At 47.0% G+C, this 24516-nt stretch carries 22 protein-coding genes; 7 read left to right on the top strand and 15 right to left on the bottom strand.

Annotation, left to right across the window (positions count from 1 at the left end; all coding sequences use genetic code 11):
• The first annotated feature begins 1 nt into the window (after position 1).
• From treR to treC, 3 genes are all read left to right on the top strand, one after another.
• Positions 2-946 (top strand): trehalose operon repressor TreR, encoded by a 945-nt coding sequence (treR, locus tag J4N45_RS15200; RefSeq protein WP_252012269.1) that lies wholly within the window; start codon positions 2-4, stop codon positions 944-946.
• 239 nt (positions 947-1185) lie between these two features.
• A complete protein-coding gene (treB, locus tag J4N45_RS15195) occupies positions 1186-2610 on the top strand; it encodes a PTS trehalose transporter subunit IIBC (protein WP_252012267.1) in 1425 nt (474 codons plus the stop codon).
• Between the two features lie 81 nt (positions 2611-2691).
• Positions 2692-4374: an alpha,alpha-phosphotrehalase gene (treC, locus tag J4N45_RS15190; RefSeq protein ID WP_252012265.1), complete on the top strand. Its 1683-nt coding sequence runs from the start codon at positions 2692-2694 to the stop codon at positions 4372-4374.
• A gap of 196 nt (positions 4375-4570) precedes the next feature.
• Here the strand turns inward: treC and J4N45_RS15185 are convergent, their stop codons facing one another.
• Positions 4571-5170 carry a YitT family protein gene (locus tag J4N45_RS15185; RefSeq protein ID WP_252012264.1) on the bottom strand — a complete coding sequence of 200 codons (600 nt, stop codon included), beginning with the start codon at positions 5168-5170 and terminating at the stop codon, positions 4571-4573.
• A 348-nt stretch (positions 5171-5518) separates the two neighbouring features.
• Between J4N45_RS15185 and glyA the strand changes: the two genes are divergently transcribed.
• Positions 5519-6769 (top strand): serine hydroxymethyltransferase, encoded by a 1251-nt coding sequence (gene glyA / locus J4N45_RS15180; RefSeq protein WP_042496689.1) that lies wholly within the window; start codon positions 5519-5521, stop codon positions 6767-6769.
• An 83-nt stretch (positions 6770-6852) separates the two neighbouring features.
• Here glyA and J4N45_RS15175 read toward each other — a convergent pair whose 3' ends face one another.
• The 13 genes from J4N45_RS15175 to leuS form a co-directional block, all read right to left on the bottom strand.
• The gene (locus J4N45_RS15175; RefSeq protein ID WP_042496692.1) at positions 6853-7182 is read right to left on the bottom strand and encodes a hypothetical protein; all 330 of its coding nucleotides are present in this window, start codon (positions 7180-7182) and stop codon (positions 6853-6855) included.
• Between the two features lie 191 nt (positions 7183-7373).
• Positions 7374-8339, bottom strand: a complete 966-nt coding sequence (lipA, locus tag J4N45_RS15170; protein ID WP_128648988.1) for a lipoyl synthase — start codon at positions 8337-8339, stop codon at positions 7374-7376.
• 4 nt (positions 8340-8343) lie between these two features.
• A complete protein-coding gene (gene lipB / locus J4N45_RS15165) occupies positions 8344-8985 on the bottom strand; it encodes a lipoyl(octanoyl) transferase LipB (RefSeq protein WP_112459637.1) in 642 nt (213 codons plus the stop codon).
• Between the two features lie 175 nt (positions 8986-9160).
• Positions 9161-9439 carry a DUF493 family protein YbeD gene (ybeD, locus tag J4N45_RS15160; RefSeq protein WP_042473702.1) on the bottom strand — a complete coding sequence of 93 codons (279 nt, stop codon included), beginning with the start codon at positions 9437-9439 and terminating at the stop codon, positions 9161-9163.
• A gap of 143 nt (positions 9440-9582) precedes the next feature.
• The gene (locus tag J4N45_RS15155; RefSeq protein ID WP_252012262.1) at positions 9583-10761 is read right to left on the bottom strand and encodes a serine hydrolase; all 1179 of its coding nucleotides are present in this window, start codon (positions 10759-10761) and stop codon (positions 9583-9585) included.
• 99 nt (positions 10762-10860) lie between these two features.
• Positions 10861-11664 (bottom strand): septal ring lytic transglycosylase RlpA family protein, encoded by an 804-nt coding sequence (locus tag J4N45_RS15150; RefSeq protein WP_252012260.1) that lies wholly within the window; start codon positions 11662-11664, stop codon positions 10861-10863.
• Positions 11664-12785, bottom strand: coding sequence for a rod shape-determining protein RodA (rodA, locus tag J4N45_RS15145; protein WP_252012257.1), 1122 nt, complete (start codon positions 12783-12785; stop codon positions 11664-11666). The genes J4N45_RS15150 and rodA overlap by 1 nt, the downstream gene beginning before the upstream one ends.
• The gene (gene mrdA / locus J4N45_RS15140; RefSeq protein ID WP_252012256.1) at positions 12782-14668 is read right to left on the bottom strand and encodes a penicillin-binding protein 2; all 1887 of its coding nucleotides are present in this window, start codon (positions 14666-14668) and stop codon (positions 12782-12784) included. The genes rodA and mrdA overlap by 4 nt, the downstream gene beginning before the upstream one ends.
• 11 nt (positions 14669-14679) lie before the next feature.
• Positions 14680-15150 carry a 23S rRNA (pseudouridine(1915)-N(3))-methyltransferase RlmH gene (gene rlmH / locus J4N45_RS15135; RefSeq protein WP_252012254.1) on the bottom strand — a complete coding sequence of 157 codons (471 nt, stop codon included), beginning with the start codon at positions 15148-15150 and terminating at the stop codon, positions 14680-14682.
• A 4-nt stretch (positions 15151-15154) separates the two neighbouring features.
• Positions 15155-15472, bottom strand: a complete 318-nt coding sequence (gene rsfS, locus J4N45_RS15130) for a ribosome silencing factor (protein ID WP_042473714.1) — start codon at positions 15470-15472, stop codon at positions 15155-15157.
• A gap of 71 nt (positions 15473-15543) precedes the next feature.
• Positions 15544-16563, bottom strand: a complete 1020-nt coding sequence (gene holA, locus J4N45_RS15125) for a DNA polymerase III subunit delta (protein ID WP_252012251.1) — start codon at positions 16561-16563, stop codon at positions 15544-15546.
• 13 nt (positions 16564-16576) lie between these two features.
• Entirely contained in the window at positions 16577-17143 is a 567-nt protein-coding gene (locus J4N45_RS15120) for an LPS-assembly lipoprotein LptE (RefSeq protein ID WP_234495306.1), read from the bottom strand.
• Positions 17144-17274: 131 nt separating this feature from the next.
• Complete coding sequence (gene leuS / locus J4N45_RS15115; protein WP_128648983.1) at positions 17275-19848, bottom strand: leucine--tRNA ligase; 2574 nt, start codon at positions 19846-19848, stop codon at positions 17275-17277.
• 137 nt (positions 19849-19985) lie between these two features.
• Here leuS and J4N45_RS15110 point away from each other — a divergent pair, with 137 nt between their 5' ends.
• A complete protein-coding gene (locus J4N45_RS15110; protein ID WP_128648982.1) occupies positions 19986-20456 on the top strand; it encodes a zinc ribbon-containing protein in 471 nt (156 codons plus the stop codon).
• Positions 20457-20515: 59 nt separating this feature from the next.
• Here the strand turns inward: J4N45_RS15110 and cysZ are convergent, their stop codons facing one another.
• Positions 20516-21253 carry a sulfate transporter CysZ gene (gene cysZ, locus J4N45_RS15105; protein ID WP_286036889.1) on the bottom strand — a complete coding sequence of 246 codons (738 nt, stop codon included), beginning with the start codon at positions 21251-21253 and terminating at the stop codon, positions 20516-20518.
• 184 nt (positions 21254-21437) lie between these two features.
• Between cysZ and zipA the strand changes: the two genes are divergently transcribed.
• Together zipA and ligA are read left to right on the top strand one after the other, a co-directional pair.
• Entirely contained in the window at positions 21438-22439 is a 1002-nt protein-coding gene (gene zipA, locus J4N45_RS15100; RefSeq protein WP_252012249.1) for a cell division protein ZipA, read from the top strand.
• Between the two features lie 67 nt (positions 22440-22506).
• A complete protein-coding gene (gene ligA / locus J4N45_RS15095; RefSeq protein WP_252012247.1) occupies positions 22507-24510 on the top strand; it encodes an NAD-dependent DNA ligase LigA in 2004 nt (667 codons plus the stop codon).
• Positions 24511-24516: the final 6 nt, after the last annotated feature.

The following is a 24516-nucleotide window of genomic DNA, read 5'->3' as shown; positions in this document are numbered from 1 at the left end:
CATGAGCAAAAAACTCACCATACTTGATATTGCCAAGCTGTCGGGAGTCGGTAAATCTACCGTCTCTCGAGTGCTGACTAACGATCCTAAAGTAAAACCCGAAACCCGCGAGAAAGTGGAGCGTGTGATTGCTGAGCATGGCTATGTGCCCTCCAAGTCGGCGCAATCGATGCGTGGGGGCGGCGTGCAAAAGGTCATTGGTGTCATTATCTCTCGTCTCGACTCGCCTTCTGAGAACAAAGCGGTGAGCAGCATGCTTAATGTGCTTTACTCGGCAGGTTACGATGTGGTGATCATGGAGAGTCAGTTCGATCCCGAGAAAACCAACGAACACCTGAGCGTACTGCGTAAACGCAACGTTGAAGGTGTCATTGTGTTTGGTTTTACTGAGCTTGATATTGACAAAGTCTCTCAGTGGCAGGAGAAAGTGGTGGTCATCGCCATGGATACCGATCAAGTCTCGTCCATCAATTACGACAATCAAGGATTGATCCAAGCGGTTTTGAATAAGTTGCAGGCGCAAGGCGTTAATCAACTAGCCTATATTGGTGTTGATCCAAAGGATAAAACCACAGGCTTGGCTCGCCTCAACGCATTTCAAAAATGGTGTGATGAAAATGGTCAGAATGCCAAGTATCGTACCGGTGAACTTCATCATGAGAGTGCCTATCAGCTTGTTGATGAGATAGTGACGGACTCACTTCAAGCTATCGTGTGTGCCAGCGATACCTTAGCGCTTGGTACTATCAAACGCTTACAAGAGCTTGGCCGAGAAGATATTGTGGTGACGGGCGTTGGCGGTAATGAACTCTTATCTTTCTTGTTCCCTAATATCTACAGCATTGATCCTGGCTATCAACAAGCGGGAGAAAAGGCGGCTAACCTATTGATCAGTCAGCTTACTGGTAATAAAACTATCTCCCATCTCACGCAAGAAGCGGTGTAATCACAGCTTCTTTTTCTTAGCAGCTTCCTTAATCAACTTGGCGCATTTATCAACAATTATTGTGATCACACTCAATTAATGGGACTGTTCCCATTTTTGTTTGAATCATTCCGTGGCACACTTTACGTAACTTTTGGGAATGTTCCCATTCGCATGTTGCGATATTATTAATACAACGAGACAAATGGACCTAGACGTCTTAACCCTACGTCTCTATATCAGGAAAAGGTGTACAAACGATGAGCAAAATAGCCCAGCAAGACATTGCAGCGATCATCGACGGTGTTGGCGGCGCTGACAACATTGCCAGTGTTAGCCACTGTTTAACTCGCTTAAGATTCGTTCTTAACGATACCGACAAAGCCGATAAGTCGGCATTAGAGAGCCTAAAGATTGTTAAAGGCTGCTTTACCAATGCCGGTCAGTTCCAAGTGGTGATTGGTACTGAGGTCGACGAAGTCTACAAAATGTTGATTGACTCAGCAGGCAAGAAAGCGGCATCTAAGGACGATGCCAAGCTAGCTGCTCGTCAGAACATGAACTTTCTAGAGCGTGGCATCTCACACCTAGCCGAAATTTTTGTTCCCCTTTTGCCGGCGATTATCACGGGTGGTTTGATTCTTGGTTTCCGCAACGTTATCGGCGACATCCGTATGTTCGATGGCAAAACCTTAGTGGAAATCAGCCAGTTCTGGGCAACCGTTCACTCGTTCTTATGGCTAATTGGTGAGGCAATCTTCTTCTTCCTACCGGTAGGCGTGTGTTGGTCTACGGTGAAAAAGCTGGGTGGTACGCCAATTCTTGGTATTACGCTGGGTGTCACCTTGGTATCGCCTCAGTTGATGAATGCCTATCTCATTGGCAAAGAAGTGCCTGAGGTTTGGGACTTCGGATTGTTTGTGATTGAGAAGGTGGGCTATCAGGCTCAGGTTATCCCGGCGATGCTGGCGGGTGTGGCATTGGCGCTTATTGAAACTAACTTAAAACGAATTGTCCCAAGCTACCTGTATCTGGTTGTGGTGCCATTCGTTTCAATCATTCTGTCGGTCATTCTTGCTCACGCCTTCATCGGTCCGTTTGGTCGCGTGCTAGGTGATGGCGTTGCATTTGCGGCAAAAGCGGCGATGACGGGTGATTTTGCAGTACTGGGTTCTATGGTGTTTGGTTTCTTGTACGCACCATTGGTAATTACTGGTATCCACCACACAACCAATGCGGTTGACCTTCAGCTTATGCAAGACCTAGGCGGCACGCCAATCTGGCCTCTGATTGCATTGTCTAATATCGCTCAAGCATCTGCGGTTGTTGGCATCATCATTATCAGTAAGCGTGAAGGTGAGCGTGATATCTCAGTTCCAGCCGCTATCTCGGCTTACCTAGGTGTCACTGAGCCAGCTATGTACGGTATTAACCTCAAATACAAGTTCCCAATGCTCAGCGCAATGATTGGTAGCGCAATTGCAGCCGCTATCTGTGGCAGCGCTGGCGTGATGGCGAACGGTATCGGTGTAGGCGGTCTGCCAGGCATCCTATCGATTCAGCCTCAATACTGGATGGTGTATCTCGTGGCGATGTTAGTCGCGATGGCCGTGCCGATTATGCTTACTTTGTTCCTGTACAAACGCGCTCAATCAAAAGGTGAGCTAGAGCTTGCGAGCGCGTAACCCCCATTAGTGGCTCATCTTGAGCCACTTCTTTGCTTTTTATTTTGACGAATTTCCAAATTGGTAAGTGAGATTAAACTTATGAGTCAAACTGCTCAAAAAGACTGGTGGAAAACAGCCACGATTTATCAAATCTATCCGAAGAGTTTTTGCGATAGCGGTGATAAAGGGATGGGGGATATCAAAGGAATTACCTCGAAGCTTGATTACTTAGCGAAGTTAGGTGTCGATGCCATCTGGTTGACTCCAGTGTATGCCTCACCAATGATTGATAACGGTTACGATATCTCAGACTACTATGCGATAAACCCTGACTTTGGCACCATGCAAGACTTTGATGAGCTGCTCGCGGCTGCCCATCAGAAAGGTATCCGCATCATTATGGATATTGTGGTGAACCACACCTCAACCGAACATCAGTGGTTCCAGTCAGCATTAGGGGACAAACAAAGCCCGTACCGCGACTACTACATCTGGAAACCTAACGAAGGCAAGCTACCTAACAACTGGCAGTCAAAGTTTGGTGGCTCTGCATGGGCATTAGACGAGGCCACCGATGAATACTATCTGCACCTATTTGCCAAAGAGCAGGCTGACCTTAACTGGGAAAACCCAAAAGTTCGCGAAGAAGTAAAACAGGTCATCGAGTTCTGGGCGCAGAAAGGGGTGGATGGCTTTAGGCTGGATGTGATCAACCTTATCTCAAAACAGCAAGACTTCGCTGATGATGATATTGGTGATGGCCGCCGTTTTTACACCGACGGTCCGCGCGTTCATGAGTATTTACAGGAAATCAGTGAAGCGGTATTCCAGAAGTACGGCTCGGTAACCGTTGGTGAAATGTCGTCTACGACGCTAGAGCATTGCCAGCATTACAGTTCACTGGATGGCAAAGAGCTTTCGATGGTATTCAATTTCCACCACCTAAAAGTGGATTACCCTAATGGTGACAAGTGGACGAAGGCAGACTTCGACTTCCTGCAGCTAAAACAGATTTTCAACCACTGGCAAACAGGACTAAATGGTCAAGGGTGGGGGGCGCTATTCTGGTGTAACCACGACCAACCTCGCGTAGTGAGTCGTCTTGGTAATGATCAGCAATACCGAAATGAGTCGGCAAAAATGTTGGCAGCCTCTGTCCATCTGATGCAAGGCACACCTTATATTTATCAAGGTGAAGAGATCGGCATGACCAATCCGGGCTTCACGGATATGAGCCAGTATCGTGATGTCGAAAGCCTTAATATGTATCAGCTGATGGTGGAACAGGGCGATACCTCTCATGAGGATATGATGGCTATCCTGAGACAGAAATCTCGTGATAACTCTCGCACCCCGATGCAGTGGAACGACAGCAAACACGCTGGTTTTACCCAAGGTACACCTTGGATTGGCGTCGCGGAAAACTATCCTCATATCAACGCTGAGGCAGCGGTTGAAGATGAGCAGTCGGTATTCTACTTCTATCAAGAGCTTATCGCGCTTCGTAAGCAGCTAGCAGTGATTACTGACGGTAGCTATGTGGATTTGTTCCCAAAGCATGCTCAGGTTCACGGTTACTTGCGTGAGAGTGAGGAGGCGATGCTGCTGTGTTTGAACAACTATTATGGTGAGGAGACTCGCGTGGTGTTGCCGGAGCAGTTTGATGGTTTGGTGAGTCGTGCTGCGTTGAGTAACTACGGGGTTGTTGGTGAGGTTGAGTTGTCGGGTGAGGTGGTTTTGAGGCCTTATGAGACTTTGGTGTTGTTGGTGGAGAAGAGCTAAAATAGAAGAGTAAAGGCCAAAGAGCTTTACCCCTCCTAACCTCCCCTTAGCATGGGGAGGAACTACTGGCTCGCTAGCGCGTAGCCCTATTGATAAACCGTAAGGCGATGCGACGAAAGGAGCTAGCCTGCGGTTCTCCCCCTTAATAAGGGGGAGCTAGAGGGGGTAAACGAGCGAAGCGAGTAATACACCTACCTCACCCATAAGTCACCACATACCTCGTCGGTTTATGATTCATCGCCAACACCAAATTCAACATCACCGCACCTAGAATCGAAATCCCAATAATCGACGGCGACACAAAGAAGAACGACGCTACAAGAATGCCACAATCAATCACCATCTGCGTTTTACCGACAGAAATTCCAAACTTGTCCTGAATAAACAGACATAGCACATTAAAGCCACCTAGGCTTGAACGGTGTCTGAAGAGAATCAGCATACCCAATCCCATCAATAAGCCACCGGCAATCGCACAGTAGATAGTATTGACGTTATCCAGCGTGACCACTCGATGCATGTTGTCCGTAATAATAGACACCAAGGCACCAGAGATGGCGCTGCTCGCAGCAAAGCGTTTGCCAAAGCGTTTCCATGCAAGTAGGTAAAACGGGCTGTTTAGGGCGAAATAAAGCGTACCAAAAGAAATCGGTACAAACTGGCTCATAAGAAGGGCGAGACCTGTAGTTCCGCCAGTCAAAAGTTGAGCCGACTGAAGAAAGAATATTCCCTGAGCGACGATAAAGGTGCCAGTAAGAATCGCTATCCAGTCTTCTTTACGTGAGTGTTTTTGCATCAATTCTAAATTCTTCTAATCAATAAACGCCGCAATATTATTGAAAAGTTGATGTTTTCGGTAGCTTGAAGGGGAAATTTACGGTAAACCTATGTAATTCAATTTTTACACTGTGTAAATGGAATTATTGACACTTAGTGCCCGTGATAACGCCGATTTATCGGCGGATATGATGAAGCCTAAGGTTCACTATGAAAAAACTGCATGAGAAATTTCCAATTTTCTCTTTATGACCTAGATCAAATTATGTATGATGCAAGTCATCAAATGTGGTGACGAAAACGTTTGCTTTTGGTCATTGAGTGGTTTTTTTGAAACTTTCAGAACAATCTGAGTCAGGAGATACAGATGCTTAAGCGTGATATGAACATCGCTGATTACGATGCGGAGCTATTTGCAGCAATTCAAGAAGAGACACTACGTCAAGAAGAGCACATCGAGCTTATCGCTTCGGAAAACTACACTAGCCCTCGCGTAATGGAAGCGCAAGGCTCTCAGCTAACGAACAAGTATGCTGAAGGCTACCCAGGTAAGCGCTACTACGGTGGTTGTGAGTATGTTGATAAAGCGGAAGCACTAGCGATTGATCGTGCTTGTGAGCTATTTGGTTGTGAGTACGCGAACGTTCAGCCGCACTCTGGTTCTCAAGCGAACAGCGCAGTATACATGGCGCTACTTAACCCAGGCGACACAGTTCTAGGTATGAGCCTAGCGCACGGTGGTCACCTGACTCACGGTTCACCAGTAAACTTCTCTGGTAAGCACTACAACGTTATCCCTTACGGTATCGACGAAGCTGGCCAAATCAACTACGACGAGATGGAACAGCTTGCTGTTGAGCATAAGCCTAAGATGATCATCGGTGGTTTCTCTGCATACAGCCAAATTGTAGACTGGGCTCGCATGCGTGAGATCGCAGACAAGGTTGACGCTTACCTATTCGTTGATATGGCACACGTAGCGGGTCTTATCGCTGCAGGTGTTTACCCAACGCCAGTGCCACACGCACACGTGGTAACAACAACAACGCACAAGACTCTAGCAGGTCCTCGCGGTGGTCTTATCCTGTCTAATGCAGGTGAAGACATGTACAAGAAACTGAACTCTGCTGTATTCCCTGGTGGTCAGGGTGGCCCTCTAATGCACGTTATCGCTGGTAAAGCAGTAGCATTTAAAGAAGCAATGGAGCCAGAGTTCAAAGAGTACCAAGCACGCGTTGTTAAGAATGCAAAAGCGATGGTTGCCCAGTTCCAAGAGCGCGGTTACAAGATCGTTTCTAACGGCACTGAAAACCACCTGTTCCTTGTTGACCTAATCGACAAAGACATCACAGGTAAAGAAGCGGATGCAGCGCTTGGCGCAGCAAACATCACTGTGAACAAGAACTCAGTACCAAATGACCCGCGTAGCCCATTCGTAACGTCTGGTATCCGTGTTGGTTCACCTGCGATTACTCGCCGTGGCTTCACTGAAGCGGATGCGACTGAGCTTGCTAACTGGATGTGTGACGTTCTAGACAACATCAACGATGCATCAGTAATCGAAGCAACGAAAGCGAAAGTACTAGAGATCTGTAAGCGCCTACCTGTTTACGCGTAATTCTCTACTGCTGATACGCAATGAAAAAAGCGAGCTAAATGCTCGCTTTTTTAGTGCCTGATACTTTTGGGTCCCAGGGAGTATTACTTATTGATATTAAGCAAAGTGCCCGATTTGCATCGGAATGAGTAGTACTTGCGACTCTCACTAAACTGACCTAAGCCTTCACCATTACAGTAATCAATGTTGATATCACGCATGATATCCAATGTCTTCTCGCTGTTAAGGGCGAACTTAGCACCGTCCTTACAAACGATACGAACGCGACCATCGTCGCTGACCGAGTATAGGTTCACTTCAGTGTTACATAGCTCGAATGACGCTTCTAAATAGTTGTCTTGCTGAGTGTTTTGCGCACAGCCTGCGATCACTGTTGCCGCTAGAATCGGCAAGCCAATTTTCAATAACTTCATGCTACATCCTTGATTGGGTGAAACTTTTTCTTTAAGCCTACCTAAAAATAGCAAAAATGCGAGTATGAGATTGTCATGTTGCATACTTTTCTCAAAAAAAACACGGATTGCTTCAACAGCGAACCCGTGTCTCTTGTTCCGAAAAAGGCAATGTTACTTCAAAGAAGCAATGTTCCTTCAAAAAGACAAAGCTATTTCACTTCTTCGCCTTTTGCTTGCAAGTCTGCATGGTAAGACGAGCGAACAAATGGACCACACGCAGCATGGGTAAAGCCCAGCTCCAATGCGATCTCTTTTAGCTCATCAAACTCAGATGGTGGCACGTAACGCTCTACTGGCAAGTGGTGACGACTTGGCGCTAGGTATTGGCCTAGAGTTAGCATGGTAACGCCGTGAGCGCGAAGATCTTTGAGTACTTCAACGATCTCTTCTTTAGTTTCACCCAGACCCATCATCAAGCCAGACTTGGTCGGGACCTCAGGGTGCATTTCTTTAAATTTCTGAAGAAGTTGCAGTGACCATTTGTAGTTCGCACCTGGACGCGCTTTGCGATATAGGCGAGGCGCTGTCTCTAGGTTGTGGTTAAACACGTCTGGCGGGTTATCTTTTAGTGCCTCAAGCGCTACATCCATACGGCCGCGGAAGTCAGGTACCAAGGTCTCGATGCGGATCTCTGGGTTAAGTGCGCGGATTTCACGGTTACAGTCTGCAAAGTGCTGAGCGCCACCGTCACGGAGGTCGTCACGGTCAACAGAGGTCACCACGACGTATTTAAGCTTCATATCTTTGATGGTTTGAGCAAGCTTTTGCGGCTCACCCGCTTCAGGCGCATTTGGACGGCCATGAGCTACGTCGCAGAAAGGGCAACGACGAGTACAGATAGCACCAAGGATCATAAAGGTTGCCGTACCGTGGTTAAAACACTCAGCCAGGTTAGGGCATGATGCTTCCTCACATACCGAGTGAAGATCGTTTTTGCGCATCGCAGACTTGATGTCTTGAATACGTTGGCTGTCCGCTGGCAGCTTGATCTTCATCCATTCAGGTTTACGAAGGATTTCTTTTTGCTCGGTAGGCATGTTCTTTACGGGAATCAGTGCCATCTTGTCAGCGTCACGGTATTTGACGCCTTTTTCCATTTGGATAGGTTTGCTCATCGTCTTATGCTTCTTCGCTGAATTCTACTTGCTCGTAATCAAGTATTTCTAATAGTGCTTTGATCATTTGGTCTTCGACAGTCGAGACCTCTTTTGGACCACCCAGCTGGCTCACTTGAACCATTTCCATCCCAGCATAGCCACAAGGGTTGATACGAAGGAAAGGGGAGAGATCCATATTTATGTTGAGTGCCAGTCCGTGGAATGAGCACCCTTTACGGATACGCAGACCGAGCGAACAGACTTTTTTACCATCGACATACACTCCAGGGGCATCCGGTCGTGCTGCTGACTCAATATCATACGCGTTAAGTGTCTTGATAACGAGGTTTTCGATGTGCGTAACCAGCTCGCGAACGCCAAGCTTTTTACGACGTAAGTTGATAAGAAAGTAGGCCACGAGCTGACCAGGACCATGGTAGGTTACCTGACCGCCGCGATCGCTTTGAATGACGGGGATATCACCAGTATTGAGTAGGTGCTCTTCTTTACCTGCTTGTCCCTGAGTAAAGACAGGGTTGTGTTCCACTAACCACACTTCGTCTCGTGTGTCGTCTGTTCGATTGTCAGTGAAATCATGCATGGCTTTCCAGACAGGTTCATAGTCTTTTCGCCCAAGCTTCCTTACAACTAGCTGATTTTCCACCAGTCACCTCGCTGCCACTTAATAAAGTATTCGCATTATAAACATGTTGATGGTTTTGAACTACCAATAAATAACGAATTCTTAACCAATGTATGATGCGGATTTTTTATCTTATTGATAAATAAAAAGAAAGCAGCCTAAGCTGCTTTCAAAAAAAATTTAAAGTTTCAAATTTTTACAGAACCATGCGAACAATGTCGATCTCACCAAGTTCTTTATAAAGGGTCTCTACCTGCTCGATTGAGGTTGCTGTGATGTTGATAGATACAGCGTGGTAGTTGCCTTTCGCACTTGGCTTAATGGTTGGGCTGTAGTCCCCTGGCGCGTGGCGTTGGATCACTTCCAACACTTTTTCAGGAAGTTCTGGTTTTGCGTAACCCATCACTTTGAAGGTAAAAGAGCAAGGGAACTCTAGTAGATCTTTGAGTTTTGCATCAGAGTTGATGGTCAACATAATAGGGACTCCAAAAAATACCAATTCTTTATAACGGTGCGAATAGTAATGCCTTACGTGGACGATCTCAAGCCAATGAAAAAGTAAAGCCGCTTTAAGCGGCTTTACGATGACTCCATTACTTTTGCGTTAAACGCTAAGGCTTAGAAAAAGCTCTTGAAAAGTAATACGATGTAATCCCACAAGCGGCTGAACAGGCTACCTTCTTGAACATCTTCAAGAGCAAGCAGCGGGTATTCAGCAACGTCTTCGCCTTCTAGTTGATAGTATAGCTTACCAACTACATCGCCTTTAGATATTGGTGCTTCTAGCTGTTTTTCAAGTACGAAGCTGGCTTTTAGGTTTTTCGCTTGGCCGCGTGGTAGCGTGACATAGGTGTCCTGAACGACGCCAAGTGCGACTGCGTCTTTGTCACCCATCCACACTTTCTCTTCAACGAAGGTTTCGTCTGCTTTGTGTGGGTTGACCGTTTCGAAGAAGCGGAAGCCGTAGCTCAGTAGCTTTTTGCTTTCTGATTTACGAGCATTAGCGTTTTTAGTGCCCATCACAACTGCGACAAGACGCATCTTACCTTCAGTAGCAGAGCTCACTAGGCTGTAACCCGCTTTGCTTGTGTGACCGGTTTTGATGCCATCAACGTTCATGCTCTTGTCCCAAAGTAGACCGTTACGGTTGTATTGGGTGATGCCGTTGTAGGTAAATTTCTTCTCAGAGTAGACACGGTACTCGTCAGGCACATCTTTGATAAGTGCGCGGCCAAGCAAAGCCATGTCATACGGTGTTGAATACAGGTTTGGATTGTCTAGACCGTGTACGTTAGCAAAGTGTGAGTTGGTCATGCCAATAGACTTCGCCCACGCGTTCATTAGGTCAACGAACGCGTCTTCTGAGCCCGCAATATGCTCCGCCATTGCGACACAAGCATCGTTACCCGATTGAATGATGATGCCTTTGTTAAGCTCATCAACGGTGACTTTTGTGCCGACTTCGATGAACATTTTAGATGAATCTGGGAAGTTCTTAGCCCAAGCATTCTTGCTGATGGTCACTTCATCTTGTGGCGTAATATTACCACGCTTAAGCTCTTGACCGATGACGTAGCTGGTCATCATCTTTGTCAGGCTAGCTGGATGAAGCTGGGTGTTCATCTCTTTCTCAGCTAGAACTTTACCAGAGTTGTAGTCCATCAAAACAAAGCCTTTGGCTGCGATTTGAGGCGCATCAGGCATGACAACAGGTGCCGCAGTAGCAGAAGTGGCTGCCAAAGTTGCGGAAAGAGCAATAGTGGTTACAAATTTCATAGAAGACTTATTCTTATTCATTTCGAATGCGTTTTAGTAATAGTTCGTATAGTAACAGAATGTTTGCTACAAACTAGATAGCTTACACTAAGTAACAACAGTTATTTATGTCAATGATGTTTACAGTTTTTTGACGAAAGCTGAGGGATAACCAATCTTTTGCACCTGTTCTAGCACGTCCTGCGTCTGCTTGTAGTCTTTAAACGGACCTAACATCAAGCGGTAGTTACTGTTCACAGGGGTTAAGAAGGTCTCGACGGATAGCTTTTCTGCCAACTGCTTTGACAATTCATCGATGCGATCTTTGTGTGGCGATGCTGCCACTTGGATCGTGTATTCCGGATGTTGGTCGAGTTTATGCTGACTCGACGGTTTTTCGACGATGATAACTTCAATTTCAACGTTTGCCGTACCCGTTTTAATTACGTCGAGTTTGCTCGCCGCGGCATAGCTTAAGTCGATGATGCGTCCATCATGGAAAGGTCCGCGGTCATTAACACGAACAATTGTCTCTTTGCCATTGTCGAGGTTTTTCACTTTAACGTAGCTCGGCAATGGCAGCGTTTTGTGCGCCGCAGACATGGAGTACATGTCATACACTTCGCCATTTGACGTTAAGTGACCGTGAAACTTCTTACCGTACCAAGATGCTTGGCCACTCTCTTTGAAGCCCTCGGCATCTTTAACAACGGTATAGCTCTTGCCACGTAACGTATAGTTCTTGTTACCACCTAAACTGTATGGCTCATACTTTGGCTGAGCACCTTCAATATGGTCGACCGAAATTGGCGTTGAAGGTGCGACATCATCTTTGATGTCATAACGACTGTCCGATGATGATGAGCATCCCGCAAGAACGGCGACACCTAATGCTAGCCAAAGCCAGTTGAGTTGGGCACGCCATTGAAAATTCCGTTTGTTCATTAAGTCGCCTTTGAGAATGCTTTTCTGTGTGTATGTATGGACATTAAGATGCCAAAACCAGCCATCAGAGTCACCATGGAGGTTCCACCGTAACTAATGAGCGGCAATGGTACACCAACAACCGGTAATATACCGCTCACCATACCAATATTTACAAAAACATAAACGAAGAAGCTCAGTACGATACTGCCAGCCATCATTCGACCGAATGCAGTTTGAGCAGAGCTGGCGAGATACAAACCGCGCCCAATAATGAACAGGTAAAGTGCTAAAAGAATCAGAATGCCTACCATTCCCCATTCTTCAGCAATCACAGCAAAGATGAAGTCGGTATGGCGCTCTGGTAGGAATTCTAACTGAGACTGAGTTCCCTGCATCCAACCTTTACCGGCAATACCACCGGAGCCAATCGCGATCTTACTTTGGATAATATGATAGCCAGCACCAAGCGGATCAGACTCAGGGTCAAACAGCGTTCTTACACGAACTTTTTGGTATTCGCGCATGAGGAAGAACCACAGCACAGGCACAAAAGCGCCGAGAGCCATGGCAGCACCAAAGATAATCTTCCAGCTGATACCCGCCAAGAAGATAACAAAGATGCCTGATGCAGCGATCAGGATAGAAGTCCCCAAATCTGGCTGTTTAGCGATCAAAATTGTCGGGACAAACACCATGACCAGGGAAATGATCAAGGTTTGGAATGTAATTGGTAGTGAGCGCTTACCTATGTAGCGAGCGACCATGAGTGGTACGGCGAGTTTGAGAAGCTCCGAAGGCTGAAAGCGAACGAACCCTAGGTTTAGCCAGCGCTGAGCGCCTTTAGAGGCTTCGCCGAAAAACAGTACCCCAAACAGAAGTAACACGCCAGCAAAGAACATCAAAGGCGCCAGACTTTCGTAAGTCCGTGGTGAAATTTGAGCAAGCACGACCATTACAACCAGTGCTAACACCATGCGCATCGCCTGTCTGTCCATCATTGCCATACTTTGCCCACTGGCACTGTACATGACGACTAAGCCAAATCCCATCAGGGCTATAACGCCAAGCACAAGAGGTAGGTCGATGTGAAAGCGCTCAAACATCACTCGGCTTTGACCGGTAGAAGGATCAAATCTCATTCTTCTTCACTCCCTTCCTTTTCGGCCAATGCCAAATCGAACAGTTGTCGAGCCACTGGCGCACCGTTGCTCGAACCACCACCGGCGTTCTCGAGAACGACGGTGACCACGACCTCAGGGTTTTCAAACGGGGCGAAGCCGGTAAACAACGCGTGGTCTTTCAGGTGTTCAGCTAGCTCTTCGGCATTATATTCTTCGTCTTCTGCCAAGCTAAATACCTGCGCTGTACCCGATTTACCACCACTTTGATAAGGCATATTGGCGAAAGCGCGTCGAGCCGTGCCTTTCACACCGTGGTTTACGCGGCGCATGCCTTCTAGAGCGATATCCCAATAGCGTTCTTGTACACCCGAAATAGGCGGCCTAGAGTCAACTTCACTCAATGTTTGATGATCAAAGCTGTCGCCATTTTCTATGGTTGCGCGCAGCAGGTGAGGTGAGAGCACTTCACCGCGATTCACGAGCACAGATGTTGCCTTCGCTATCTGCATTGGCGTTGCAGTCCAGTAGCCTTGCCCGATACCAACAGGGATTGTGTCACCTTGATACCATGGGGTGCGGTGTCTTGCCATTTTCCACTCACGTGTTGGCATGTTGGCTTTGCTCTCTTCATAGATATCAATACCCGTGTAGTCACCGAAGCCGAACATCATCATCCACTTGGATAGGCGATCAATGCCCATATCGTAAGCAATTTGATAATAGAAGGTATCAACCGACTCCTCGATCGCTTTTAGAATATCGACCTTACCATGTCCCCAACGTAGCCAGTCACGGAATGGGCGCGTTTTAGAGTTTGGAATACGCCAGTAGCCGGGGTCATTACGCGTCGTTTTAGTGGTAATCACACCTTCTTGAAGTGCACCAACAGCAATAAACGGTTTAACAGTTGACGCTGGTGGATAGATACCCAGTGTCGCACGGTTTACTAGTGGGCGGTTTTTGTCTTCCAGCAATGCGCGATACCCTTTGCCTGAGATACCGTTTACAAAAGCGTTAGGGTCATAACTTGGGCTGGACACCATCGCCAGTACACCGTTATCACTCGGGTCAAGAATGATAGCCGATCCACGTCGACCATCGAGCAGTTTATGTACCTTTAACTGGAGTACGATATCAAGGTTAAGGACAATATCTTTCCCCGGAACGGGCGGCACAAACTTAAGCGTGCGAAGCACTCGACCACGGCTGTTTACCTCAACTTCTTGATAGCCTGCCGTGCCATGCAAAATATCCTCATAGTAGCGCTCGATACCCAATTTACCGATATCACGAGTCGCCTGATAGTTGGCATCTTTTTCTTCGCGGATGAGACGTCGCATGTCTCGGTCATTAATTCGAGACACATAACCAATCACGTGAGTGAGGACATCACCATACGGATAAAAACGTTTTAGATTGGCAGCGATCTCTACACCAGGGAATTTGTGCTGATGCACAGAAAAAACGGCGACTTGATCTTCCGTCAACTGGGTCAGTATCGGAATCGACTTAAAGCGGCGCGTTCGCTTGCGGTCTCGGTTGAAGGCTTCTTCACGCTCAGGCGAAATATCCAGATACTGTCGCAGCGCTTGGATGGTGGCATCCATGTCTTTGACTTTCTCTGGGGTGATTTCTAAGTTAAAAACCGGACGATTTTCTGCAAGCAAGATACCGTTTCGGTCATAGATGAGTCCACGGTTTGGCGCGATAGGCACGACTTTTATGCGGTTGTCGTTGGAGCGGGTTTTATAGTCTTGATACTGGTTGACTTGGATGTTGTAGAGGTTAGCGACGAGCACTAACACCATAGCAACGATAGCAACAAAAGCCACAATGGCGCGACTTTTGAAAAGTCGCGCTTCGGCCTGATGATCCCGTATCTGGCTGCGTTTACGTTTCATCGCTCGCTAAATTACTCTCTGTGATACGGATGGTTAGCGGTAATCGACCAAGCTCGGTATAAGCTTTCAGCCATTACAATGCGCACAAGCGGGTGAGGCAGTGTCAGTGCAGATAAAGACCAGCTTTGGTCTGCAGCAACTTTACATGCAGGCGCTAACCCCTCAGGACCACCAATTAAGATCGACACATCTCGACCGTCGAGCTTCCAACTCTCAAGCTGCTCAGCAAGCTGGGGTGTATCCCATTTCTTACCTGGGATATCCAACGTGACAATGCGGTTTCCTTTTGGAACCGCGGCAAGCATCGCTTCGCCTTCTTTTTGAAGGATACGTGCGATATCCGCATTTTTGCCACGCTTACCTGCTGTTATTTCGATGAGCTCAAGTGGCATGTCGTGCGGGAAGCGTCGGCGATACTCTTGAAAGCCTTCCTCAACCCATTTGGGCATTTTGGTACCGACTGCGATCAGTTGTAGTTTCAAACCACTAGCTCCAAAGCTTTTCTAGTTGATACAGCTCACGGTGCTCTTCTTGCATTACGTGCAGCATGGTAGAGCCCATATCCAGCACGACCCACTCACCCTCGGTATCACCATCGATGCCCAAAGGTTCAAGTCCTACTTTTTTCACTTCTGAAGCAACATGATCGGCAATTGAAATGACGTGTCTTCTAGAGGTGCCGGTACAGACGATCATAAAGTCTGTGACGCTGGACTTACCTTCAACATCAATAGTGACAATGTCTTGGGCTTTCATATCGTCCGCTTTATCAGCTAGAAACAGTTTCAATTCTTCGCGTTGCAAAAGAGATTCCTCAGTGTTTTTTTGAATAGTGGAGTACGTGTACTCAATCGATCGCTAATTATATCACGATTTTATGGATGTAAAGACAAGCTGTTGTCAGCGCTGCTCAGGTTAAGCGTCAACTGCTGCAAGTAAGGCCAAGGGCTCAGCTCATATTGGGTTTTAACCTGAATCTCGATGGCGGTGAGCAGTTGGATAGCCTGGTGTAGCTTTTCAGGCGTTAAGCGATTCAGTGCCGCACTATACAGCGGCTTCTTGTTTTGCCAAATCCTAAACTTATCAAACACTTCTCTAATCGATGACTGCTTGAGCATCTGCTGCATCTTAAAAAGCTGCGTCAGCTCTTTTTGGATGGTACGCAGTAAAATCGTCGCCTCAACGCCTTCAGATTCCAGTTGTGTCAGTATACGGTGCGCACGCTTTGGCTTACCTTCAAGCAGCGCATCAACCCAGTGGAAGACGGTAAAATGGTTGTGTCGACTTAACGACTCTTGCACTCGAATGAGATTGAGCTGTCCATCAGGGTAGAGTAGCCCTAGCTTCTCAAGACTCTGAGAAAGGGCAAAAAGATTGCCCTCGTGCCACTGGCAAAGCAGTTGCACAGCTTCACCGTCTGGTGCCAAATTGTTTGCTCGACAGCGTCTCATCACCCATTGCGGCAGTTGTTTGATATCCGGTGTGTTACAGCTAACTAAGCAGGCATTGAGTGCTTTAAACCACTTAGCGGACTCTTGTGCTCTTGTGAGCTTTGTTCCGGTAATGATAAGCACGATGTCGTCATGCAATTGGGGGGCTATTTCCGCAAGATGCTTTGCCGTTCCCGCATTTATTCCCGATTCTGGTACCGTGAGTTCGATGATCTGCTTCGATGAAAACAGGCTTAGCGCCTGGGTGCAGTCATACACCTCGTTCCAATCTAAGGAATTATCGATACTAAAGCGATGGTGCTCCTCAAAACCAAGTTGTTTGGCGTGTTTGACAATGCCGTCACGGCTTTCTTGAACGAATAGTGGCTCGTTGCCAAATAGCATGAAGCAGTGATGCCACTGTTTCGCTAAGTGTTCAACAAGCCTGTCCGCAAATATTCTCACAGCGAACTACCTATTATGACTTAGCGTCGGCTGGCGTGTTTGTGTCTTCAAGGAGTTGCTGTTCTTCGTACTCCTCGATTTCTGTCTTAAGGCGAGCCATCTGGCGCATCATTTGCTGCGCGGAAAATTCGCGCATCTCATCTTCGATAAGCTTACGTTCAGCAGATTTTGCTAGTGCAGATAGCGGGTTATCAAGGTAGCTGCGGGTCATGGTCGCGGTAAAATCTTTAGAGCCGAGATTCGGTACGGTCACACGGTAGTTAACTTCGTAGACGACTTCTTTTTCTGCCGCACGCGTGTTTTGGTACAGCGAGAGGGTGCGATCGGTAATGGTTTCACCGGTAATATGGATATTCGGCACGTCTTTGCTCGGTGAAACGAGATCGATCTGATTCAAACGCAGTTGCTCTTTGATAAGACGAGTGATCTTGCTGTATTGGTCAAAACTGGTGACCGAAATAGCGGTAATGTCTTCAGGTACCGAGTACTCGCCACGCAACTGGAATCCACACGCTGTCAGTAAAGAAGAGAGAAGAATAATAAAACTGGCTTGTGTTAGTTTTTGTTTGAATCGAAACATAGCTACCGAAGACTCTCATTGAAAAGGCTTATGTAAGTCCCTGAACAGACACTTAGATAAGGCTTTGCTTAAAATGGACAAAAGAGCCGCAGTGGTAAACTGCGACTCTTAATATCATAAAGTGATGATGATTAGTTCGCTACAATATTCAGTAGCTTACCTGGTACATAGATCACTTTACGAACAGTTTTGCCATCTGTGAACTTAGTGACGTTCTCGTCGTTCAGACCAAGCTCTTCAACTTGCTCTTTAGAGGCGTCAGCAGCCACAGTCAGCTTAGCGCGCAGTTTGCCGTTTACTTGAACAACGATCAGCTTCTCGTCTTCAACAAGGGCTTTCTCGTCATGCGTTGGCCATACTGCGTTGTCAATGTCAGACTCACCCAGAGCAGCCCACATTTCAAACGAGATATGTGGAGTGATTGGGTAAAGCATTGCCACTACTGCTTTTAGCGCTTCATCTAGAATCGCACGATCTTGCGCTGACTCTTGAGGAGCCTTCGCTAGCTTGTTCATCAGTTCCATGATGGCTGCGATAGCCGTATTAAACGTTTGACGACGGTCGATATCGTCCGTTACTTTCGCGATAGTTTTGTGAACGTCGCGACGAAGTGCTTTTTGGTCACCAGAAAGCGCGGCTGTGTCGACTGCTTCTGCTGCGCCTTTCGATGAATGCTCGTTAACCAGCTTCCAAACACGTTTTAGGAAGCGGTTAGCACCTTCAACGCCGGACTCTTGCCACTCAAGCGTCATGTCTGCAGGAGATGCAAACATCATGAATAGACGTACTGTGTCTGCACCGTACTTGTCTACCATTTCTTGAGGGTCGATGCCGTTGTTCTTTGACTTAGACATCTTGATCATGCCTGAGTGTTCAACGTCACGGCCTTGGTTGTCTTTCGCCGAAGTGATGCGACCTTTACCGTCACGCTCAACCGCTACGTCTGTTGGTGCAACCCACTCTTTACCGCCTTTGTCGTTCTCGTAGTAGAACGCGTCTGCCAGTACCATTCCTTGACATAGTAGCTGCTTGAACGGCTCGTCAGAGGTGACATAACCCGCGTCACGAAGCAGTTTGTGGAAGAAGCGAGAGTACAGTAGGTGCATACAAGCGTGCTCGATACCACCGATGTACTGGTCTACTGGTAGCCAGTAGTTTGCTTTTTCTGGATCTAGGATGTCGTCAGCTTGCGGTGAACAGTAACGTGCGTAGTACCAAGAAGACTCCATAAACGTATCGAACGTGTCCGTTTCACGAAGTGCAGGTTCGCCGTTAAATGTAGTCTTCGCCCATTCTTTATCTGCTTTGATTGGGCTAGTCACGCCGTCCATAACCACGTCTTCTGGAAGAATAACGGGCAGTTGGTCAGCAGGCACTGGGTGAACTTCACCATCTTCAGTCGTTACCATTGGGATTGGTGCGCCCCAGTAACGCTGACGAGATACACCCCAATCGCGTAGACGGAAGTTCACAGTCTTGTGACCTTTGCCTTCAGCTTCCAGTTTTGCTGCGATCGCATCGAATGCCGCTTGGAATTCAAGACCATCGAACTCACCAGAGTTAAACAGTACGCCTTTCTCAGTGTATGCTTCTTCAGAGATGTTCAGCTCGCTGCCATCAGCAGGCTGAATGACAGGAAGTATATCTAGACCGTACTTAGTCGCAAACTCAAAGTCGCGTTGGTCGTGACCAGGAACCGCCATAACCGCGCCTGTGCCGTAGTCCATCAGTACGAAGTTAGCCACATAAACTGGCACCTCACGACCATTTAATGGATGAATAGCAGTAAGGCCAGTCGCCATACCTTTCTTCTCCATTGTCGCAAGCTCAGCTTCCGCAACCTTGTTGTTTTTGCACTCTTCGATGAACGCTGCAAGCTCAGGGTTGTTCTCAGCTGCGATCGCCGCTAGAGGGTGACCTGCTGCAATACCCACGTAAGTCACACCCATTAGGGTATCTGGACGAGTTGTGTAGACTTCTAGATCTTGTTGACCGTTAACGGCAAACTTCAGTTCAACACCTTCAGAGCGACCAATCCAGTTGCGCTGCATGGTCTTAACCATGTCTGGCCAACCTTCAAGGTTGTCTAGGTCATCAAGAAGCTCTTGTGCGTACTCAGTGATCTTAATGAACCACTGTGGAATCTCTTTTTGCTCAACCGGAGTGTCACAGCGCCAGCAACAGCCATCTTCAACCTGTTCGTTTGCAAGAACAGTTTGGTCATTTGGACACCAGTTAACCGAAGACGTCTTCTTGTACACTAGGCCTTTTTCGTAAAGCTTAGTGAAGAACTCTTGCTCCCAGCGGTAGTACTCAGGCGTACAAGTCGCGAACTCACGGTTCCAGTCGTAGCCAAAACCAAGCAGTTTAAGCTGGTTTTTCATGTATTCGATGTTTTCGTAAGTCCATGGCGCAGGAGCTGTGTTGTTTTTAACTGCAGCGTTTTCTGCAGGTAGACCAAACGCATCCCAACCAATTGGTTGCATTACGTTTTTACCTTGCAGGCGTTGGAAACGAGATACCACATCACCGATCGTGTAGTTACGTACGTGACCCATGTGCAGTCGTCCACTTGGGTAAGGGAACATTGACAGGCAGTAGAATTTTTCTTTATTTGGGTCTTCACTTACAACAAAGGTTTCATTGTTGTCCCAATGCTGTTGAACTTTACGTTCAATGTCTTGTGGGTTGTATTGTTCTTGCATCGATGATGTCCGGTTATCTTGGAATTTGTGAGTTCTGTTAATACAGAGACTAATAGATCGTCATAGAATACCTAAAGGAAGCTCGGTCAACAATAGCCAATATAGCCTTCATCGTATTGGGGTAAATAGGGGGATGTATGCCTAAGCGTAAAACCAGTTATGAAGAAATGATCGAAGATGTGGTTGAGAATCTCAAACACAGCCCGGATGAGCTACAGCACGTGCTTGAAAAGTCAGGACAAGTTGTTGAGGCAGCCAACGATATGACCAAGGACGAAATGGCACTGATCTCAGCGTATGTAAAGTCGGATCTGAAAGAGTTCGCTGACAACTACGAGGAGAGCAAAAGCGGTCCATTTTATTTGATGATTGCAAACTCGATTTGGCAGGGATTATTAGACATTACCGACAAGACGCGAGTGGAATGGGTCGAGTTGTTCCAAGACCTTGAGCATCAAGGTGTGTACACCTCTGGAGAAATGATTGGCTTGGGTGTACTGGTTTGTGAAGAGTGTGGCCATAAGACCGAGTACAATCATCCAACGGTAATCAGCGATTGTGGTAAGTGTGGCAACAAAACCTTTAGTCGCCAGCCTTTAAAGCCTTAATGGCTCTGTTGCGATGTTCCTTACGATGAAATAAGGAACATCGACGTTGTATCTCGCGCCTATTTGTATTGGTCGCGAAATTCTTGCACCCACATTGCTGTGGCCCCACAAACTGATACAGGAACGATAAACAGGTTCAGAATTGGAATCGCGGTGAACAGTGACACCAACATTCCGAAACTGTAGGCTTTGCCTTGCTTTTGCTTTAACGACATTCGCATGTCGTTAAACGGGACTTTGTGGTTATCAAACGGGTAGTCACAGTACTGAATAGCCAGCATCCATGCGGTGAAGATAAACCAGGCAAAAGGACCGATCGTTTGTCCAATTGCGGGTATCAGTAGCAGAAGAAACAGACCGATGGCTTTCGGTAAGGTGTACAAGAGTTTACGCCATTCACGAGCCATTATTCTCGGCACATCTTTGACGACACTCATTAAGCCTTCATCATTGAACTTGTTTCCGGTTAACTGCTCTTCAACTTTCTCGGCAAGCAGACCGTTGAACGGTGCTGCAATAAAGTTGGCTAAGGTACTAAAAAAGTAGGAAAAGGTCGCAAGGATAGTAAGCGCTAACAAAGGCCAAAGGATATAGCTAAGCCATGATAAAAATTCTGGTAGGTAGCCTAGCCAACCTTCAATCCATGCATTTAAATTAGAGAAAAGGTAGTACATCGCAGAACCCACTAGAATGATATTAGCGAGTAATGGTAACAACACGTAGCGTCGGATCCCTGGAGTGAAAGCGATTTGAAAACCTTGCATGAAGTAGCCAAACCCAGTGTTTGCTTTGTTCAAAATTGGTGTCCTTTCTTCGGTATTAGCGATGCGAATGCACCCGACTATAACAAAAAAGGCTTCATGAAATCACAAACTTCTTATACTTAGGTGTTCTAATCATCTATAGAGTTTTGGTAAAGTAGAGAAAGCTGAAGTGTGTAAGCGCTTCTTTAAGGACTATTTTTAACATTGAGAGCAAACAATGCAGGAATTGCGATTCGTACTCATTATTGTCGGTGCCTTGGCTATTGCGGCGCTACTGTTCCACGGTTTGTGGTCGAGCAAAAAGGAAGGCCAGAAGAAATTTGGCGATCGACCTCTAGGTAAGTTAGACGAAAATGACAACGCTGACGATGACTACGTTGCTCCTGAAGATGATTTCGAGATCATCAGAAAGACACGCACAGAGCCGGATTTCGGATTAAATGAGCAGAAACCTGCTTATGACCCTCTGGATGATACACTACCAGAGGAGGCGCCAATCCAGCAGCAGGTGGAACAACCTGAACCCGAATTACAGGAAGCGCCCGTTAGCTTCCAAAGCGCGCCTGTAGAAGAACCAACGCCAACTGCAGTTGTCGAAACTCAAGAGGAAGAGCCTCTGCCATCGTTTTCTGCAAATAAAGATGATGATATTGATGCGGTTGAGCCGAGAATCGATTTAGACGCGCTCAATGATGACATTGGCGAAGAAATTGAAGAGCCTGAAGCGCCAGTGAGTATCTCTGAGCCAGTTGCACCAGCAGTAGCCCAAGAGCCGGTGGAACCAAAAGAACCAGAGATGGAAGTCTTAGTACTCAACGTCCATTGCTCTGGTGATGTACCTTTCAACGGAACAGAATTGTTCGACAGTATGCGTCAAAACGGTCTTATTTACGGTGAGATGGATATTTTCCACCGCCACGCTGATTTGTCGGGTACAGGCAAAGTGTTGTTTAGTGTCGCGAACATGATGCAACCAGGCACGCTTCAACATGACGACCCAGCAACCTTTACCACTAAAGGTATCTCATTCTTTATGACGCTACCTTGTTTTGGCGAAGCAGACCAAAATTTCAAGCTGATGTTACGTACAGCGCAGCAGATCTCTGACGATCTCGGTGGCAACGTATTGGATGACAGACGCAACCTCATTACGCCAACGAGACTGGACGCATACCGTCAACAGATCAAAGAATTTAACCTGGCAAAAGCCAGCGCGTAATCTGAATTAAATCGAAGCAAAAAAGGCTCCTATGGAGCCTTTTTTATCAGTACTATCAAGGTATAACATGTCGCAACAACGATTAAACGAACTCAAACAACAGCTTCATTATCACGGTGTGAAGTACTATGTTGAAGACAGCCCTGAAATCCCAGACGTTGAATATGATCGTCTTATGCAAGAGCTACTTAGTATTGAAGCTGAACACCCAGAATGGGTGACAGTGGACTCGCCAAGCCAGCGAGTGGGCGGTCTACCTCTTGATAGCTTCAGCCAAGTTCAACATGAAATACCAATGTTGTCGCTGGACAATGCGTTCTCAGATGAAGACTTAGATGGCTTTAACAAGCGCGTTTCCGAGCGACTGAATCGCACTGATGTTGGTGCCTATTGCTGTGAGGTGAAGCTTGACGGCTTGGCGGTAAGCCTTCTCTATGAAAATGGCACGCTAGTACAAGCCGCGACACGAGGTGATGGTACGACAGGCGAAAACATCACAGAAAACGTTCGTACTATCAGTGCAATACCTCTCAAGCTTCAAGGTGATGATATTCCGGCTCGTATCGAAGTTCGTGGTGAGGTCTTTATGCCGAAGGCGGGCTTTGAGAAACTCAACGAGCAAGCTGCAAAAAAAGGTGAGAAGGTATTCGTTAACCCAAGAAATGCCGCAGCTGGCAGTTTGCGTCAGCTAGATTCTCGTATCACAGCGAAGCGCCCACTTAGCTTTTACGCCTATAGCCTAGGGGTTGTCGAGGGCACCGAACTTCCTGCCAGTCACTATGACCGCTTCTTGAAGCTAAAATCGCTTGGTTTCCCGATGGGCCCAGAAACTAAACGCGTCAATAGCATTGAGGAAGTCAAAGCCTACCACAAAGAAATCCAAGAAAAGCGTGAAGCACTTGCATACGAAATTGATGGCGTGGTGATTAAGGTCGATGATGTCGCTTTGCAAGAGCAGCTAGGTTTTGTTGCTCGCGCACCACGTTGGGCGATTGCTTATAAGTTCCCAGCACAAGAAGAAATCACCGTCTTGAACTCTGTAGATTTTCAAGTGGGGCGCACTGGAGCCATCACCCCAGTAGCCAAACTCGAGCCTGTCTTTGTTGGTGGCGTTACTGTCAGCAATGCAACGCTGCATAACGCCGATGAGATTGAGCGCTTGGGCGTAAAAGTGGGCGACAGTGTGATTATCCGCCGAGCGGGAGACGTTATTCCTCAAATCGTTTCTTTTGTACCTGAGCGCAGACCCGATGATGCAAAAGACATCGAATTTCCAACGCACTGCCCAGTGTGCTCTTCTTTAGTTGAGCGTATTGAAGGGGAAGCCGTTGCTCGATGTACTGGCGGTTTAGTGTGTCAGGCGCAGCGTAAAGAGGCGCTGAAACACTTCGTTTCTCGAAAAGCCCTAGATGTGGATGGGTTAGGTGAAAAGGTCATAGAGCAATTAGTCGATAAGGAAATGGTGGAAACACCGGCTGATCTATTCCGTTTATCTGCTGGTCAATTAACAATTCTAGAGCGAATGGGGCCAAAGTCTGCTCAGAATGTGGTGAATGCCCTGAATGTATCGAAAGAAACGACACTAGCGCGCTTCCTATACTCTCTCGGTATTCGTGAGGTTGGAGAGGCTACGGCAGCAAACTTGGCCGCGCATTTCAAAACATTGGATGCTATTAGTCAGGCCACACATGAACAGCTCATTGAAGTTCAAGATGTCGGTGAGATTGTTGCTAAGCATATTCAGTTCTTCTTTAAGGCTGAGCTTAATCAAAGCGTGATTGCTGCCCTTATCGAAGCAGGTATTCACTGGTCTGATATTGAAGAGGTAGCAGCAGACACACCACAGCCATTGGAAGGCAAAACGGTGGTACTGACAGGTTCACTCTCTGTACTCAACCGAAATGATGCGAAAGCGGCGCTTCAGGCGCTAGGGGCTAAAGTCACGGGTAGCGTGTCTAAGAAGACAGATATCTTATTCGCCGGCGACAACGCTGGTTCGAAACTTGCGAAAGCGCAAGAGCTAGGTATCGAAGTTAGAACCGAAGCGGATTTGATAGAGCTGATTCAATAGTCTTTT

This window comes from Vibrio sp. SCSIO 43140 (assembly GCF_023716585.1).
GTDB classification, from domain to species: Bacteria; Pseudomonadota; Gammaproteobacteria; order Enterobacterales; family Vibrionaceae; genus Vibrio; species Vibrio maritimus_B.
Note: the sequence above shows the minus strand (reverse complement) of the source record. Positions and strands in the feature narration are given on the sequence as shown.